This window comes from Emticicia agri (genome assembly GCF_004168285.1).
Classification (GTDB): Bacteria; Bacteroidota; Bacteroidia; order Cytophagales; family Spirosomataceae; genus Emticicia; species Emticicia agri.
Genome location: NZ_SEWF01000029.1, coordinates 1 through 18,055 on the forward strand (window position 1 = coordinate 1; position 18,055 = coordinate 18,055).

At 36.3% G+C, this 18,055-nt stretch carries 18 protein-coding genes; 6 read left to right on the top strand and 12 right to left on the bottom strand.

Features of this window, described 5'->3' with window-relative positions; all coding sequences use genetic code 11:
• Window positions 1–382, top strand: a 382-nt coding sequence (locus EWM59_RS17945; protein ID WP_165372211.1) for an integrase core domain-containing protein, incomplete at its 5' end; no start/stop codon positions are given.
• A gap of 165 nt (window positions 383–547) precedes the next feature.
• On the opposite strand, the gene EWM59_RS17950 is transcribed toward EWM59_RS17945, so the two are convergent.
• Window positions 548–1,921, bottom strand: a complete 1,374-nt coding sequence (locus EWM59_RS17950) for a Fic family protein (protein ID WP_207220014.1) — start codon at window positions 1,919–1,921, stop codon at window positions 548–550.
• Window positions 1,922–2,118: 197 nt separating this feature from the next.
• On the opposite strand from EWM59_RS17950, the gene EWM59_RS17955 reads away from it, so the two are divergent.
• Window positions 2,119–2,976, top strand: coding sequence for a DUF2306 domain-containing protein (locus tag EWM59_RS17955; protein WP_130022639.1), 858 nt, complete (start codon window positions 2,119–2,121; stop codon window positions 2,974–2,976).
• 267 nt (window positions 2,977–3,243) lie between these two features.
• Window positions 3,244–4,611, top strand: a complete 1,368-nt coding sequence (locus tag EWM59_RS17960) for a serine hydrolase domain-containing protein (protein ID WP_130022640.1) — start codon at window positions 3,244–3,246, stop codon at window positions 4,609–4,611.
• 20 nt (window positions 4,612–4,631) lie between these two features.
• On the opposite strand, the gene EWM59_RS17965 is transcribed toward EWM59_RS17960, so the two are convergent.
• The 9 genes from EWM59_RS17965 to EWM59_RS17995 all read right to left on the bottom strand — a co-directional run bounded on the left by EWM59_RS17965 (window position 4,632) and on the right by EWM59_RS17995 (window position 13,932).
• Complete coding sequence (locus tag EWM59_RS17965) at window positions 4,632–4,922, bottom strand: hypothetical protein (protein WP_130022641.1); 291 nt, start codon at window positions 4,920–4,922, stop codon at window positions 4,632–4,634.
• An 8-nt stretch (window positions 4,923–4,930) separates the two neighbouring features.
• Complete coding sequence (locus EWM59_RS27675) at window positions 4,931–5,104, bottom strand: hypothetical protein (RefSeq protein ID WP_165372212.1); 174 nt, start codon at window positions 5,102–5,104, stop codon at window positions 4,931–4,933.
• Between the two features lie 477 nt (window positions 5,105–5,581).
• Complete coding sequence (locus EWM59_RS17970) at window positions 5,582–6,859, bottom strand: hypothetical protein (RefSeq protein WP_130022642.1); 1,278 nt, start codon at window positions 6,857–6,859, stop codon at window positions 5,582–5,584.
• 16 nt (window positions 6,860–6,875) lie between these two features.
• Window positions 6,876–9,089 carry an ATP-binding protein gene (locus EWM59_RS17975; protein WP_130022643.1) on the bottom strand — a complete coding sequence of 738 codons (2,214 nt, stop codon included), beginning with the start codon at window positions 9,087–9,089 and terminating at the stop codon, window positions 6,876–6,878.
• A gap of 7 nt (window positions 9,090–9,096) precedes the next feature.
• The gene (locus tag EWM59_RS17980; RefSeq protein WP_130022644.1) at window positions 9,097–10,374 is read right to left on the bottom strand and encodes a DNA methyltransferase; all 1,278 of its coding nucleotides are present in this window, start codon (window positions 10,372–10,374) and stop codon (window positions 9,097–9,099) included.
• A 166-nt stretch (window positions 10,375–10,540) separates the two neighbouring features.
• The gene (locus tag EWM59_RS27680) at window positions 10,541–11,467 is read right to left on the bottom strand and encodes a hypothetical protein (RefSeq protein WP_207220015.1); all 927 of its coding nucleotides are present in this window, start codon (window positions 11,465–11,467) and stop codon (window positions 10,541–10,543) included.
• Complete coding sequence (locus EWM59_RS17985; RefSeq protein WP_165372214.1) at window positions 11,400–12,389, bottom strand: hypothetical protein; 990 nt, start codon at window positions 12,387–12,389, stop codon at window positions 11,400–11,402. Before EWM59_RS17985 ends, EWM59_RS27680 begins: the two co-directional genes overlap by 68 nt.
• 197 nt (window positions 12,390–12,586) lie before the next feature.
• On the bottom strand, window positions 12,587–12,850 hold the full coding sequence (locus tag EWM59_RS17990; protein ID WP_130022646.1) for a hypothetical protein: 264 nt from the start codon (window positions 12,848–12,850) through the stop codon (window positions 12,587–12,589).
• A 191-nt stretch (window positions 12,851–13,041) separates the two neighbouring features.
• A complete protein-coding gene (locus tag EWM59_RS17995; RefSeq protein ID WP_130022647.1) occupies window positions 13,042–13,932 on the bottom strand; it encodes a recombinase RecT in 891 nt (296 codons plus the stop codon).
• A 1,429-nt stretch (window positions 13,933–15,361) separates the two neighbouring features.
• On the opposite strand from EWM59_RS17995, the gene EWM59_RS18000 reads away from it, so the two are divergent.
• From EWM59_RS18000 to EWM59_RS18010, 3 genes are all read left to right on the top strand, one after another.
• Complete coding sequence (locus EWM59_RS18000) at window positions 15,362–16,057, top strand: helix-turn-helix domain-containing protein (protein ID WP_130022648.1); 696 nt, start codon at window positions 15,362–15,364, stop codon at window positions 16,055–16,057.
• Between the two features lie 150 nt (window positions 16,058–16,207).
• Window positions 16,208–16,534 (top strand): hypothetical protein, encoded by a 327-nt coding sequence (locus EWM59_RS18005; RefSeq protein WP_130022649.1) that lies wholly within the window; start codon window positions 16,208–16,210, stop codon window positions 16,532–16,534.
• Between the two features lie 52 nt (window positions 16,535–16,586).
• Window positions 16,587–17,003: an SRPBCC family protein gene (locus tag EWM59_RS18010; RefSeq protein WP_130022650.1), complete on the top strand. Its 417-nt coding sequence runs from the start codon at window positions 16,587–16,589 to the stop codon at window positions 17,001–17,003.
• Window positions 17,004–17,092: 89 nt separating this feature from the next.
• Here EWM59_RS18010 and EWM59_RS18015 read toward each other — a convergent pair whose 3' ends face one another.
• Entirely contained in the window at window positions 17,093–17,386 is a 294-nt protein-coding gene (locus tag EWM59_RS18015; protein WP_130022651.1) for a hypothetical protein, read from the bottom strand.
• Window positions 17,387–17,691: 305 nt separating this feature from the next.
• Complete coding sequence (locus EWM59_RS18020; RefSeq protein WP_130022652.1) at window positions 17,692–18,009, bottom strand: hypothetical protein; 318 nt, start codon at window positions 18,007–18,009, stop codon at window positions 17,692–17,694.
• Between the last annotated feature and the right edge of the window lie 46 nt (window positions 18,010–18,055).

The window sequence follows — 18,055 nt, forward strand, 5'->3', positions numbered from 1 at the left end:
TTTAACTGATAGGGGTACAGAATATTGTGGTAATAGGGAGCAACACGAATATCAATTATATTTGGCTATAGAAGATATTGACCATACTAAAACTAAGGCCAAAAGTCCTCAAACTAATGGTATATGCGAGCGTTTCCATCGTACTATTCAGGATGAATTTTATGCGGTTGCCTTTCGTAAAAAACTGTATCATTCTTTATCAGAACTACAAAAAGACTTAGATTCGTGGCTGAATCATTATAATACTCAGAGAACTCATACTGGTAAATATTGCTATGGTAAAACACCAATGCAAACTTTTATGGATAGTTTACAGTTAGCTAAAGACAAGCTCTTGGAAGAGGTCTTTAAAATAAACATCTTAGAAGACAATAAAAAATGACTGAAGTGCCAGTTCAGTCATCTAATCCAGAGTTTAACTGGAATGCTATTAATATGCTATCTGACAGTTAATTTTAGCACCCTTCTGTCAGATTAAGTCTTGTCTATTACAGTTATTATCCGCTGATTTACAGTCTCTCATGTACTTTGCATCTGTAATGTTTCACTATTTTTGAGTATTAGCCTGAATCTTTTCAAATACACCTTTATAGAGGTTATTAACGATTGAGGTAATTTCGGATTCTGTAAAATTTTGTACATAGGGAAATTGAAATACTTCGCTCGTATTATATAGCTCAATTATAAAGCTTCTTTTTTCAAAAATAATTTGTACTTTAAATCTCGTGTTTGCAATTTTCTCATTTATGGAAGACTTAAATTCTTTCTCCCATGAAATAGCATTCAAATTAATTTCGGTACTATTAAGCACGTCTAAGTTGTAAAAATTATCTATTTCGGTATTAATAAAAGTATCTAAGCTGTAAAGATTATCAAATAGTTCTTCCTTGGTTTTACCTTGAGTAAATTTCAAGTAATATTTTGTTTGCACTTCCTCAAATAAATCATCAAATACTGTCACTTTGTGTTCTAAATCAATTATTACTTTACTAATAAGATTTCGGTAAACTTTTGTAACTAATTCAAAGGTTTTAATAGGTTTGTTATTATAAATATTCAACTGCTCCTTTTTAAACAAGGCCACTTGTTTATATACATCATCATCGTCTTCAATGCTTTCGCCTTTCGTTGCTTTTAGCTGAAGGTTTAACGACCAGATGAGTTGCTGAGCTATATACTTCACAAAGGCATTAAGGTTACCCGTATCTGCCTGATTCAAAGCATTCAGGTAATTCTTTTTATCAGCCGATTTAATGATTACAGGTGGCAAATCATTGCTCAGCAGAACATAATTCATCAGCAAACGGGATATTCTACCATTCCCATCATCAAAAGGATGAATTAAAACAAATTTGTAATGAAGTATAGCAGCGAGTTCAACAGGACGAAGTTCTTTTTTGTCTACTTCTGAATAATACCAATCCATCAACTCGTGCATAGCCATTGGTGTGTCTATAGGAGACGCATAATGAAATATCTCTCCATTTTGTAAGCGAACAGAGTTTGGGTGTTGCTTGTATTCTCCTACCTGAATTTGTCGGCGTGTGGCTTGTCCATCAGGTGTCTCAGCTTCTTTCCAGAAAGGTCTTACCAGTATAATCTGATTAAGTTGTTTAATATCTCTTTCAATAAGCATATATGATTTATCCTCAGCTAATTCCTTAATCCATCGATAGGCAACGTCATGCGCTTTCATTTCTTCAAATTCACGCATATCGTGTGCGCCCTCGGTCTTATCAAAAATCAGCAATAGCTTGGTTTCTCCATAAGTAAGCGTATTACCTTCGATATGATTACTGTTAAAGTTAAATTCTAACCTGAATTTAGCTTCCAGTTTTCGTGCATTTTCATTGCTTATGCCTGGCAATAACGACAATTCTTTTATTAAAGAATCTATTTTCTCATTTTCATTCATACTCATTGCTTATCCATTGAATAGCTTATGGAATGTAGTTTTACAAAAATAAGTAAGAATATGTAGATTCTCTTGATTCCTGGCGAAATCTATGCTTTTACAATCATCTACAACACCACCACAAAGTTTTTGTAGGTATTTTTCGGGCAAAATCTGTATTTTTACACAACCTCTTTTTAAACACTATCTTAGCTTATTACCTCATGGCAGACCTACACACCATCAATGTAGCTCAGGCGACGAATGATTCCGCAATTGAAAAAATTACTACAAAAATCTTTTACTGGACACGCCTTTTACTCATGACTACCGTATGGGTAAGTGCCGGGCTTTTCGGGTTGTATATCTTAGCTTTTTATGCCGCAGCCTTGTATGAGGGAAACCTGGAACGATGGAATGAAATATTACCGGGTTTGTATGATAAAACCACTCAGCGAGCCACTATGGGCATTGGTCTGCACTTTGCTATGGGAGGCATTATTCTTATTTTAGGGAGTATCCAATTGATTGATGCTATCCGTATTAAATACCTTACTTTCCATCGGTGGGTGGGTCGTATTTATGTAACAGCTTCAATACTTGTTGCTATCGGCGGACTTATATTTATTATAGCCAAAGGCACTATCGGCGGTACTGTCATGAATATTGGTTTCGGGCTTTATGGTATTTTAATGCTCGTAGCTGCCGTAGAAACGTACAGACACGCCAGAGCCGGAAATATTGATACGCACCGTGCCTGGGCATTGCGGTTGTATGCTTTAGCCATTGGCTCATGGTTGTATCGTATGGATTATGGTTTTTGGTTTTTACTGGCCGATAAAGCTGGGCATAATAACACTTTTACAGGCGCTTTCGACTACGTAATGGCGTTTTTCTTCTATATCCCCAATTTGTTGGTGGCCGAAATATTTATCCGTTCGCAAGGCAAACGTAAAACCTCTCCGTGGCTTAACATAGGTTTTACACTCATCTTATTGAGCATGATCGGTTTTCTGCTCTTAGGCACTTATTATTTCACCAAACTCTACTGGGGGCCTGCTATTATTGAGTGGCTGTTGTGAGAGTGCATTCCGACTGATTTTCTGAGGCTATGCTCAATACGCTTCTTATCACCCTATCAGCCTTATAAGAAGCGTACCAGCATGGTTATTCCTTTCTTACTATAAGGTTGCCATTCCGGCAACAAAAGCTGCCGACTTTGGTCAGAATAAAAAAATAAGTGTATATTCAGCGTTTAATTGCATGGGTCTGCCAGGCAAAAGGAATAGCATTACCTCAATTCTATTCCATTCACCCGCGCGGCGTCCGCATTCACCCTATTTTTGTCAATGAAACAATCTGCCCTGTTTATACTCTTTTCTTTACTATGTTCGCATCATCAGCTAAGTGCCCAGCACAAAGCCATAGCCATTGATACATTGCTTAACCGACTGAATCAGAAAAACCTTTTCAATGGGGCGGTGGTTGTAGGGCAACGGGATAGTATTTTATTGAGTAAAGGGTATGGCTACGCTAATTTTTCAAATGCCACGGCTTTTACACCTGATACACCTGCCGACGGTGGGTCAATTGCCGAAACACTCACGGCCGCCTCTGTTTTATTATTAGCCGAACAACAGAAACTCAGCCTGCTCGATTCGGTACAACAATATCTACCCGAATATCCTTATCCCCATACACAAATCTGGAATTTGCTGACCCATAGCACCGGAGGATTACCCGATTATTCTTATTACTTCGGCAAACTGACTGATAACCGGGTACTGACAACCGAGGAAATGGTAAGTATCCTGAATCAGCAAAAACCTGCTTTGTTGTACCCACTTTATACCAATTTCAGTTATGATAGTCCGGGTTTTGATGTAGCCGCCGCCATTGTGGCACGTGTCAGCGGAGATTCTTATCAGCGGTTTCTGAGTACTTATTTTTTTGAGCCGCTTCAGATGCAGCAATCTTATATACGCCCTCCTTTGCTTAACGAATGGCCGGGCGAAAGAATAAAAGGTTATACCTACGACAATGATGTTTTAGAACTGGCCGACATTGGCGACCGTGAGGGTTTTTATGGCGGAAGCAACCTGTGGTTTTCGGCCCATGACCTTTACAGATGGGGCAGGTCTTTTTATCACCAACCGATTCTGAGCGAATCGCTAATCAGCATTATTACTTCGTGGGTAACTATTCAGGGCAAACTTTCGATGTTGCGCTTAGGGGCCTGGTATCAGGGCAGAAATCCTAATGCTTATTATTATTGGGGCAGCGTAGCCGGATTTTATAGTTTCGTTTACTGGGATGCTGAGCATCAGTTTACCATTGCACTGGTGAGCAATACCAATATTCCTCAGTGGGTCAGACCACAATTGACGGCATCTTTGATAGACCTGATGGAGGGACGCAAAGAACAGGCTATTACAGAGCCACAGGCCGACAAAGTAGATGAGAAACAGCTAAAGGCCATTGCAGGTAAATACAAAACAGACAAAGCCGGAAACGTTGAAATATATCTTAAAGAATCTCTTCCTTATCTGAAATTACAGAGTGAAATGGAATACCGAATCTTACAGGTAGATGGCAGAACCTTTTATGTACCCGGTTTAGATACCTGGCTCTCGTTCCAGAAAAGGCAGGGAGACGCATTTCAGCAGATTTTATGGCGCACAAGCCATTCAGCTTCTTCGGGAAAAAGAGTAGAGTGAATGTTTGATGAACAGAAAATTTAATCTTTATAGGGAACCGCCTTAATCAGACGAATTCCGTTCAGTTCTTCAATTACCTGTACATTTTCGGGTGGAATAATACCTCTTCTTATCCAGTTTATTACAGTTTCTGTATTTTTTATACCAAACCGCTCACAATATTTTTTTATTGTCAGCCAATCATTCAACGAAACCCCTGTTCCAGTTGAAGCTAATAGTTCTTTTGCTTCCTGAATAGATTGACTTATTCTTTCAAGGTCTTGTTCAACCGCCTTTCCATTAATCAGGAACATTTCTTTATCTGCTATCATAATATAGGCTATTTTAGCTCCTTTTCAAGTATATCAATTAGTTCATTTATTTTACCCAGCCTGTCCAGATAGGCGTCAACTTCTTCTTCACTTAGTCTGTCCGAAAAATACTTTAAGATTTGTTTAATATGCGCCCTTTCCATCAAAAGGCTGGCAATCATTTGCTTAATTTTCTCCTTCATTAAAGTTATTCTATTTTTCAGATACGCCGAATCTGAGAAAGTAAATATACTTTTTGTTTGGTTACCAAACAAGTAATAAGTAAACTATTTCTTCTATATGCCTTTAATAACCCCAAAAAACAAAATACAAATCATTCATGCTTTGATTCATTCAATTACGTATATTTAACTCTTACAACTCACCTACTTTATTACCTGACTGAAAAAGCAATGATGAACAACAAAACAATCGTCAAACTCAGCAATATCCCTACCCAAAGCAAGCCATACAATCACAACAAAAATATTCCTGACAAACTTAACCAACTAACCCATTGACTTTGAAATAGTGGAAAAGGTTGGAATATCCATGAACTGTAATTCAGATGATAATTTAATTATTAATATTCATACAGGTACAATAAGACTCTAATAAAATGAAAACATTCTTTTAAGTTGATAAGTCTTTTTTAAGTCAAATATCTGAAAATATACTATTTAACTTGATGAATTTTCTAATTTCAAATTATAATATTTAACAATATCAGGCAAAGCAGGTACGCCAACTCTACCAAAATAGGCAACGTATCTTTGACGAAGTTGCTGAATAAATGGTGAATTTAATTTAAACCGTCTTTCTAATGCAGTTAATTCTTCCGCAGAAATTTTAATTTTATCAATACTAAAATCAGTTAAAATTGTACCGTTAGTATTTTCAAAATATGGAAAAGAGGGTAGAATATGTTCTCTTTGCTCATCTTGATTAAAAATTTTCTTCCAATTTTTGAAATTTTTACTTTCGATAGTTAAAGTTGTTCTTTTACTATCAGTTGCTTCTAATCGTGTTAAAGTCGCATTAAACCTTTCGTTACTAAAACGTAAAAGGTCAAAACTTCCTGAAATATCAAGTAGTTTTTTTACATCACATTCAGGAGTGATAATAATTCCAAAACTATTCTCATCTAATTTAACAATATCCCCAGTCATTATTGGTGTAGTATCTAAAACTTCAGTATAAAAAAGTTTTTGAAATAATCTTGATACTGATTTATGATTTTGTTCTCCTACTATTTCTTGCGATGCATAATTTCTTATTTCTGCTAAAAGTGTTTCATCTTTAATTAAATTTTCGCTTAAAAGATATTGAAAAATATCCAAAACAAATATTTCTGGACTTACGCCATCTGCTTTGGCTGAATCATAAATATATTTTATCCAATTCTTATCAGTGGATGACAATTCTCTAAATATTTTTTGAGTATATTTATTGATAGTAGAAGACCAAGATTGAGCAATTACCAAATGCTTATTTGCCTCTTTCCATTCTTGTATTTCCTTTAATATTCTAATTTTTTCTTTTTTTGTCTGAGAGATATTATCTTTTTTAGAAAATTTAATTCTATCTCCGTACTTCGCCCGTAATTGGTTTCCATACTCCTCGCTTTCAATGTCCTTGTCTGAATAGATATAGACTAAAGAAAAGAAATCATTTTGAACTAAAAAATTATAGGTAGGATCATCAGTTTTAGTTGAAGGTTTTTGAATTTTTATACCTTCCAAATCCTCTAAAACTATTTCGTCCTCTTCTGCATCAGTAAATTGCCAATCAAGGATTAAAGCGCTAAAGGTTCCTATTGATAAGATAGATTTCTGAGCTAACTCAAGTGAATGTACAGCGACAATTGGCAGTTCTTGTTTTAAAGCATCATATAGTTTTCTTTCATTTGCTTTACTTTTATGAATTTTATCATCAGCAAAAAGTATTACTCCATCCATAGTAAGGTTATTTAGGTTATAAGTTATTAAATTGTATTAAGAAGTTAGCACCAGATAATATTTTAAACCTATCTTGTGCTATGACTGATATTTCGGCATCAATTCTATCCAATAATTCTTTCGCAATATATAACCCTAAACCTCTCCCCTCTGTTTTGCGAGAGAAAAACTCTAAAAACACAATTTCTCTTATCTCTTCTTCTATTCCTATCCCATCATCTGCAAAAATTAACTGATTATTTTCTCCATCTATTTTAATAGAAATTTGGTTCTTTTTAGCATTTCCTAACCAATAGATTGAATTGTCCATTAAATTAATCAGTACTTGCAAAATAAGACCTGTATTTGTTTTAACAACTATATCCTTCTTTACAATTAGATTTACATTAATACTCCTTTGTTCAAGTTCTCTTCTAAAGTATCTTACAACTCTTTCTGTTACTTCTTTTACACTTATGTCTCTATTAATTCTTCTTGACACCCTCATCAACGGAGTAAGAACTTGAATTTCTTGATACAACAATTCTATATTTTCTCTTAAATCTTTCAAAAATTGCTTAAGTTCGTTTTTATCTAAGCTATTATTATCTAACTTTCTATTAAAATAATCTGCATTTTCTCTTAGTTGTCGCAACATAACTCCCATATCATGAGTAGATTTCTCAACAGCCATTCCTAATCCTGCCAACTCCTGACTAATAGATAAGTTCTCCTTATAATGTTTTATTAAATTATTAGCTGAATCAAAAAGTTTTTTCGATTTATCTAAAACTTCTACATTTTCAGACTCTATTGCTACTTTCTGAAAATCGTTAAATGCCTGTTCAAATATATTTTGAAATGTAATGAATGGTTTTTGCCTTGATAAGTCTATTTTCTTTTTGTCTATGGTTACTAAGTCTTTCATTACTTTCAGTGCAGCTTGAATTAATGCAACAAAATCGTCATAAGTACTATCCAGATTCATTAATCCTTCTCTATCTGCCGAATCTCTTAAATTGCTATTTTCACGTTGAGTAATGAATACAAAACCAATTAAATCATTGTAACTAAAATAATTACCTGCTCTATCTTCTGACCTAAATTGGCTTAATTTTAGCCAATCGTCCCCACTCTCTCCATAAGGATAAACTCTAGTGTTATCTCGATAAAGATAAACAGAGTTTTCCTTTATGTACTCTATTTCATCTTTACCAAATTTTGCTTTTTCTGTTAAACTAAAATAATAAACAAAAAAATAAAATTCACCAACCTTTGGGTTTCTATATTTAAAAAGCTCTTTCCTCTGTTTGCCTTTAGAATCTATGATTATATTTTCTTTATAGAATTGTTGCTTAAATAATTTTAATTTCGAGACATCATATTTTGAGTCCTCAAAAAGATTTATTTCACCAATATCATCTTTTTTACCATCATATTTATATATATAGGTTAGTTTACCATTATCTTCAACAGAAGCTTCAAAATAACTTGTAGCTAAATCTGTGATTTTCTCAAAAGTTATATGATTTCTGCTTCTATATTCATTTTTATTCCAAAACAGTTTTACTTCAAAATCTTTATCAATTTTATCTCTTAATCCTGGAAGGATAGGCGGAGTCATTTTATAAAAAGCCTTTTGTAACTTATCTAAATCATCTTCTTGCCAAGTATTTCTTAGATTATATATTCGAATCAGAGTGCCTTGTCTCTTTGTGTTAAGAATTTTCTCTGGTTCATCATTAATATACCATTCATTTTGTATTTGATCTAAAAATTTCTCATTAACTTCAGAGTTTTCATCACTAAACTCATCATCTTGAGTATACAATTTAAAATCAAGTTTCAAAACAACCTCATTCTCATTACTGGTTTTAGTATATATATCTATTTTACTTCCTAATTTATAAATAGCAAATCGCCCAACTCCTTTATCACCTTGCATTGCTCTGCCTCTTTTAGTCAAACGCTTTTCTGACTTCTTTTTCTGCAATTTATTGGGTGTTGCAGGCTTCATCCAGACATTCTGAATTATTTCCAAAGTCATTCCATCTCCATCATCTTCAATTTCAATAACTCCATTACGTATATCCGAATTAAAGAATCTAACCGAAACATTTTCCGCATCAGCATCATAACAATTCTTTACCAATTCAATTACACCTACCCATTTGTTACTAATAAGTTGGTCTCCCAAAATATTAATTAGACGAGCATACGGTCTGAATATTTCTTGACCTGATTTTTTCACAAAATGGCTATTTTTTAAATATCAAAATATATTCTTCGGGGTAAACCATCCTACTATTTACACTATCAACTTTAGAAAATTTTCCTGTAGTTTTATCTCTGATAGTAGGAATTAATTTATGAGGAATTGCTCTTTTTATTAAATCTTCAGGCTTAAATCCAAGATTTGTCAATACTTCAACAAAGAACTCAGCTGTTTTTATCTTAATATTGCGTAATTCAGTGTTACCCACAACCAGACAGATTGTTCCATTATCTTTAATAATACGGTTCATTTCTAAGCATACATAATACATATCATTAAAGTAGTTGGCAACCTCTCTGGCAGATTTTTTATGCCTTTCGTTTACAGCATCAATAATTTCATTTGCAATCTTAGATGGCACTTCAATTCCTGTATTATTAGAATAAAAAGTGCCTATAAAGTTCTTTCTAAACTTAGGTAAGTCATCTATATAGCCAAACCAAAAGCCCGTCAGTTGGTGAATATCTGCGTATTCATATGAGGTGACATAAGGAGGAGAAGTTATAATAGCATCTATTGATTTTGACTCTATTGTTGTTTTTCTTGCGTCTTCTAACTTTATTTCACATTGAGTTGTAAAAAAACCATTTTCTTCTAAAACTTTAAAGAATTCTCTATTCTTCTTTTCCATTACTCGATAATGCCGTTTGAACTCACTAAACGAATCTTTCCCATCTTTATCAGGATCAATTTGAGGTTTTGTGCTTGATTGTAGCCATCGAGAACTATTTTTGAGAATATTTGAAAGACAACAATAGAAAAAGTCCTTAATATGTTGCTCACAACTTAATTGATCAATTATATTTATTAAAAAAGCTATTTTATTTTTTTCATCTTCAGTAAACCAATAATCAATTCTTTCATGCACTTTTGAAGTAAAAGCTAACCCATCTACATAATTATCTATTTTAGCTATAATGGAATCATAGTTGGCATTAAGAATTTCAGGAGAGACTGGATGAATTTTAGCTTTTGTGATAAGTTCAGCCACAGGATTAATATCCACACCAATTGATTTTCTCCCATGGACTTTAGCTTCTACTAATGTTGTTCCACAACCTGCGAATAAGTCAGCAATAGTATCTTGAGGATTAGTATAGTTATCTATTAATTTACTGACTAAATTAGGCAAGAATTTAGCAGGATACCTATGATATCCATGAGTCCATTTATTGACAGACTTTTCCTTTTCAAAGCTCCAATTCGCATCCAATTCAAGATTATCAAATCTGTTTTTTATTGAATTAGGTGTTACAGCCATGAGTTGAGGTCAGATAGATTGATTTTAAAAACTGCAAAATAGATTTATTTTTATTCATAACAAAAAAAAAAAAAGTGAATCTATTCTTTCAGCGTAAAACATCTTATTCATCGGTATTTATTATTTAATTTTTTGATATTATTTGTAAATAGAGTTCCTTTTTCTCTTACCCAAACCTCCTATTAGGCGCTTTAGGGTCAAGGGTTATTACATTAAACATATCATATACACGGCTGGCGGCGGCTTCTCCATAAAGGGCTGCGAGTTTTTCGGGTGTTTCAGCATTTGAAATCAGATGAACCCGTAGGCCCGGATGGTCGTAAATCTCCATCAGTACCCTTTCCATCACATTCACAGGCGTAGTTTTAAATGAATCGCCCCGCACAATTACCGACAACTGCTCTCTTCCTACCTCTTCAATCAGCAAATCATACCTCGAAAAACCATACATATTTTCTTCATCGGGTATGGGTTTTTCTGATAAAACCCTTCGCATGGTCTGGTCGGGGCTATCGATATAGCTCTCCACAATATCTTGCGCTTTCACAATCCTGAACGATGATAGCGGATTATCTTTAAAAGCTGTGAGCAAAGTAGATTTGCCTGTGCCTACCCTGCCTAAAAGACAAATTCCCTTGTTTTTGTTCATTGCAGAGGGCGACGGCGCATGAAAATAACTCAGACACAACTCAAAGGCTTTTACGCAGTAATTGTCGAGAATAAATCTTTTTACCGGATTCCGCTCCTTTACCAGACTATCCAGATTCACTAATATTCGCCCCTTAAAATCTGCCAGACTTACGTTGCGCATGGCACTTATCTGCGCCTCTCTGAAAGCCACCTGCCTTTGTGCAATTTCTATGGCATCTTGCTTCTGCTGCTTTTTCACATAATCAAATGCCTTAGAAAAATACTCGCTTGTCAGTCGGTCGGCCAAGGTCTGTATAAACTCCTGCCTTATCGGCTCACTCAATTTCCCGGCCTGTTCACTGGCCGACAAAATCGGGTAAATGGCGGCAAAGAGTTTATCCAGCAAAGGTCTGAACTCCTTTTCCCGAAACTCGGCGTAAGACCCCGTCTGTTCCTGGTTCAACGACTGAATCATCATCGGCTGTTTGCTCAACAATTTTTCGTCCAGACCCGGGGGTTTTCTGGGCAAATGGTTTTCCATGCTTATGGGCTATAGTATTTTTATAATACGGAATCCAGTACAAAAAATTCTCACGGGCAGCTATGATATCCTTCCAGTTTTTATGCTTTTCCAGACCAAATTTGGTTTCCACAAAGGTTTCCACTACCTGAGCATATTCTTCCGGTTTAATCTCACTGTTTTTGGCAGCCATTCTGCCTATTTCGCTTTTAAGCAAATCTGCCTTTAGCTGTTCTTTCGTAAAAGACTCACCAACCTCTGTAGCCGCCTCACTTTTCTGAGCAGCAACCTCAGGCAACGTTTCATCAGTTGCCTCATTTTTTTCAGGCAAATCATTTTCAACCGTCGGTAAGTTATTTCTACTATTATTTTCTTTTAGTTTAGTTTCGTTTAGTTTAATTATAGGTGGTGGTTTAGGTGCTACTTTAGGTATCACTTTAGGTGTCAGTTTAGGTATCAGTATAGGTGTCAGATTCTGATACCTATCGGCTTCTTCCTCTACTTTGTCAGTAGGTTTAGGTGTCAATTTCTGATACCTTTCTGGTGTTTCAACCACTACATTTTCCTGTTTTGTACGGGTATTAGGTATCAGAATCTGATACCTTGTTTTGTTACTCTGTCCTTTACCACCCGATACAAACTCAATCAGTCCGACCTGTTTCAAACGGTTACGTGAAGTCTTCAACGTATTTACGCTCATCCCGACATTGGCAGACACCCTGCTGTCTGAATGCCAGAAATCATTTACCCAGCCTAAACTATTTGCTGTTTTTATCAGATAAAAATAAAGCTTAGTTTCCCAGCCCGTAAATTGAGCACCCTCATCTAATCGCCAGAAATGATTGATTAAGTCAATATAATTCATTGAAATACCTGAGTTACTGATGGATTGAGCAGCCGTTGCGTTAGCGAATACAAGTTTATTCTGCATGGATTTACAGAAACCCAGCCCTACAACTTCAATAGTTTTGATGAGCAATAAGCATTGAAAAACACGCAGGTAATTCAAACTCATCACCCTTAAAACCAATCAATCGCCGCAGTGGCGGCTCAATCGTTTAATCACGAAATTTTATTTACCGTCAGGATATTCTTGGTAAAAACTGTGGCAACCGTCAATTTGGGTTCAAGTACAATCTTGCCCACAGTACCAGATGAGATAAATCCCTGCTCTATCAGGAGCTTGTGCAGACCTGCGTGAGTATCGTCAGGAACCACATCAAGCAGTTTCCCGACAATTCTCAATTTGTTTTTCTGAACCACTTCTACCTGTTGCAATAAAAGTTTTTCAAATTCTTCCAATCGGGAAGTTTGTAGTATTGTCATAAGTTTAAAAATAGAACATTAGATAATTAAGGTCAGTCGCCCGACCATTCGGATTGATTTTCTTCCTCTTTTTCTTGAAAAAAAGCAGCTTTTACTAACCATGAACTATATACGCACAGCAACGTATATACCACACAGCAGCATATTTTTAAAAAAGTTGTGAGATTCAGTCTTAGAATAACTTTAGCTTATTAAGCCGATTTACGGTATAATTCCTGCTTGCGTGATTCATACATTTCTACCAGCCCGAAATCATACACGTGTTCATCTACCAGTTCCAGTTGTTCAAGCGTCATGGCATTGCTGATAAAACTGGCAATGCGTTGTAATTCTTTGTCTTTGGCGGTTTCTTCGGTATCGGCATTATCGGGCTGATTATCAATATACTCTACCTCTGTGCCCTCTACATTATGTATCACCGACTGGTCGGTAATCACAGCTTTCTGCATTTCAACCGATAGCGGGGCATCACCGCTGTTCAGGTGCAGTTTGGTTACTGTTTTCAGTGCCATTTTGTCAAAGTCTTCTGCCCATAAACCTTTGCCGTTCTTGAAGGTCTGCGAGTACCTTTTCCCGTGTCGGTGTACCGAATCGGCATCCATAAAAAACGTACTTTCATACCCATTAAGCAACCTGAAATTGCTCGCATAGCCCACCACCTTGTCTGATGTTTTTTTGTCCCACTCAAAATGAAAACCCTGAAAAGACTCGTCATCAATTTTCTGTCCTTCATACACTATCTTGGCATCAAGGGTCTGGTACTGCCCACTCCTGATAGCCAATTGCTTAAAGCCCTTATACCCAATCAGAAACTGAGCCAGTTGTCTACCGCTTTTGCGGTCGTTGTATGGCACCAGATAAGCAAAACCGAGGTTGTTGCTCAGGGGCAAGTCTAAAGTAGCAGCCGTAGCGGCTGCATGATACACACTGGTCGGGTCGGCTCTTTTGAGCAATTCGTTACTGGCTACAATCTGTAACACCGAGGTCATAAAAGCAGGTGCCCTTTTGCCCAGCAACTCCTCAAATTTCTGCTTCACCGAAACCTTACTGAAAAAGTCTTTGGTTGTTAACTGTTCTGACATTTTTGTTTAATTTGTTATAATTTGGGATTGTTTCGTTTGTAAAAAAGCGATGCCGAAAGACCCTTTTCACCTACACTGATGGAAAACCTCACCCATTGAATGAGCGTAATTATCCATCAATGATTTTCTCTATAACCCGCAACATTTGTTTGGGGCATAAAGATGTGGGAAAGGGTCATTTTCTGCACGCAGTGGTCGATTCACCAACCACTATTTTATCTACTTTTTGGGATACTGATACTATTGCGCTGATTCAGGCCTGCAGCCAAGGCCTGATAGTCAGTAAGCATAGTACTAAGAAGCGTCTGTTTTAGCGTTTTCGTACCTTTTTTCAGGGTATTCGGCGCTGTATATTTTTCTGTTTCAGGGATTTAGAAACGCCTCCTCCAACCGGAGGAGGGTTTGAACATTTCCCTAAAAACTAACTATTTCAAAACTCATGACGAGCTATAAAATCTTTTAAAGTATGGTGAAATTGAGAGTTTCTCCTCACCCCGCGCGGCGTCCGCTCTAAATCTCCCTCTCCAGCAGGAGAGGGGTTGGGGTGAGGCGGTCGCCGCGCGGAAAAACTTACAATAAATACTATTTAACTACTAAAAACTCTTCTAAAACCCTCGCTTGCTCCAAAATTTAATCCAGACAAATATTTAACAATCACAGCCAGCCAAAACTTTCAAAAAATTCCTCCTCCAAACCGAAGGAGGATTTTAAATCTATTTTCCTAAACGTGATTAAAGGCACAAATTCAAGAAAAATGCCTCCTCCATACCCAAGGAGGATTTTCGTTATATTTATTCCTAACTTAACTAAACTTAACCTGACACTTCCGCACTTTTCAAAACACCTCCCCGTTATCCGGGGAGGTTTTATTCTTCCTGACATAACCCCCAACAACAGTATATATACAATCACAGCATTCAATTCAGTTATTCAAAAAATACCTCCTCCAAACCGAAGGAGGATTTCTGAATAAATATTAGTCATGAAATAAAAGCATACTCAGTTTTTGGCAATAGTCAAAAACACCTCCTCTAAACAGAGGAGGATTTTAAACACTGCATATATATTGATAAAACTTATCCGTTTTAACTATCAGCACGTAGCCAATGCACCCCAAACCTTCCTCCTGTTTCGACCTATCACAGATAGAATATTTTCCCCGGTTAGTTGTGTGTATATTAACACAGGTGCATTATTTATCAGCGTACCAACTATATGAATACAGGCCCGAATCAGGCTAAATTTTTTGTGTGTGGATTCAGTTTTTTTTCCAAATCTTTAAATTTTATATTGCACAATTACGCATTTTTAGTATTTTTGTCTTGAAAAACTCATTTGTTCGTAATTTATTGAACAAAAATAACGAACAAGTTCGTATTATGCAAACATATTTTGCAAATTATTTTTATTTTTAAATCATACATTCACCATGACTATTGGCATACCACCGGTGAGCGGAACCGAAATCAGGGGTTTCCGCAAGAAAAACAAGCTCTCACAAACAGAGTTCGCCGAACTTGTTGGTGTTTCCATGAGAGCCGTACAACTATGGGAAAGCGGCGACAGAAATGTATCAAGCCTTGCCGAAAAGACCATCAGAGAGGTGTTTCTGAATTATAAAAAAGCCGGCTTAGAGAATGCGTATGTCAATACCAACGGCAATAAATTTATCACCAATGCCGAAGGCGACCTACTGGTGGAAGTACCCTTGCTGAGTAAAGAAGCCTTTGCCCGCTACCTTGATGAACTAAGCGATGCAGGTACGTTTCAGTTTGAAGAAAAAGTACCTTTTGTGGTTGACAAAATAGATAGAGGTAATTTTATTGCTTTCAGGATTTCGGGCGATAGCATGAACGGCGGCAAAATAGATGATACACCCGACAGAGCCACTGTATTAGGTAAAGAATTACCGATGGATTTGTGGATGGACGGCTTTGGAGAATCAAGATTCGGCTGGATTATCCTCACCAAACGCAATGTATTATTTAAAGATATTGTGGCTTTCGACCGTGCCACGGCTACCATTACCTGCCACAGCCGCAACGATAGCCCCGAATACTGCGATTTTAAACTCTCGCTGAACGATGTACACAAGATATTTAAAGTAATCAAGCGGACTTTCTAAGATTTTATTCAGAAACAAGCGTCTTTAAGCCTGATTGAGTTCATACGCAAAATCAAATGCAGCCTATAGCAAACAAACCTGAAATTTTATTTCCACCATTGCCCTGAATCATTAACTTTGCTGTTAGTATCATTCCCTATAAAAACTAACATGCAATCTGAAAAAAGTCAGGAGGTGACTCGTCGCTTCTTTGAAATTCTTGATGAACTTGTGCAGATGGGTCATATCCATTTCATGAACGATTTTTATGTTGAAAACAACATTAACAGCCGCAATATCTACCAACTAAAAAAAGATTATAGTCGTGATATTCTGCAATTAGAGTGGCTTTCTATTTTAATAGAAAAATACAAGGTATCAGGCGATTATCTGCTGACAGGCAAAGGTAAAAAATATAAAAAACCGTTAGAGTTGATAGAAAGACCCAAACGCCGTAAATACGTAAAGCAGAAAGCAGTGGTGGCCGTTCCGGCCTGACAGCATGAAGCTATTACTTTGAAATACATAAATTCCATAAACAACTAATCCAATGAGCAACCAAATTACGGTTACTGCCAACATCAGCGCACCCGTTGAAAAAGTATGGAAAGACTATACTACGCCAGAAAGCGTTCAGCAATGGAACAATGCTTCTCCTGACTGGCATACGCCAAAAGCATCAAATGACCTACGTGTAGGCGGAGAGTTTTGTTATACAATGGCCGCCAAAGACGGCAGTTTCAGTTTTGATTTCAGCGGCATCTACGATAATGTAGTAGAAAACCAACTGATTGCATACACGATGGGCGATGGCAGAAAAGTATCAGTAACGTTTACAGAGAACGGCGATTCTACCGATGTTGAAACCGTTTTTGACCCTGAAAACCAGAACCCTGCCGAAATGCAGCAACAAGGCTGGCAAGCCATTCTGAATAATTTCAAGGCGTATGTTGAGACAACGCTTTGAAAGAATAACCTTATATTTAGCTGATTAAAATGTAATGCCTTGTAAGTGTTTTGCTTTATTAATCAGCTAAATATAAACTTGTAATAAACTCACCTCTCCTCTACCGACCTTGCAATAACCCGATAGGTATTGTCAAGATGAATCGTATCTCCTTTGATACTCAATTCCTGGCCCACTTCCCAGCGTTTGTAATTCGTACCCATATTCGGAATTGAGAAAATTGCCTCAAATTTTTCCCCTTGTTTGTCTTTCAATATAGCCACATAGCCATCTTTTCCGTTTTCGATACTCTCTATCGTACCTGTGTATGAATCTGTAGCAGGTTTGTTGCATGAGGCCAAGGCTATCATGAAGCCAATGAATAAAATCCCGAATTTGCGCATAAAATTGATTTGTGTTTTTAGTACATCTTTTACAACGGCTGTTATTAAGAATTAGTTTATTCGCCAAAGCTTAAAATAATCCACAAATAGCGTGTAATCACTCCATAATGATTTAATCAGCTTAAACAGGTAAATGGGCTTTTGAAATGAGTGGGAAAGGGGTATTTAATCAGGCAGATGAGGTTTAATTTCTTAAAATAGCCACTAAAAGAGGCTTTCTAAAAAGTCAAAGGGTGCAAAATATTAATTGGCACAAAAAACTTTTCAGATAACCTCTTTTGATAAATTTTGCCCGCTTGCTTATTCTAACCTACCAATACACGCTGGTTTGTCTCAAAATCTGTTAAAGCATTTCCACTTTTATAGAGTGTGCATTTTTGTTCTTTTCCTTCAATATCAAAACAGACAAGCCAATTATACTTTTTGTCCACCACATAAAAACGGCCACATCCTGAAACATAGAATAATTTCCGCAATGCTTTTGGTTTACAGTCAAACACATCATGTTTTGAAGACTCTTGAAACACAAGCACCAGCCAATAATTAGTATCATTCTCAAGTTTTTCAATCCAGCTATCAATATTTGCAGAGGAAAACTCCGTTATAAAAGTTTTGTTTTTCATGCTCGAAAACCAATAATTATAATATTGTCTTCCTTTATTAGGGTCG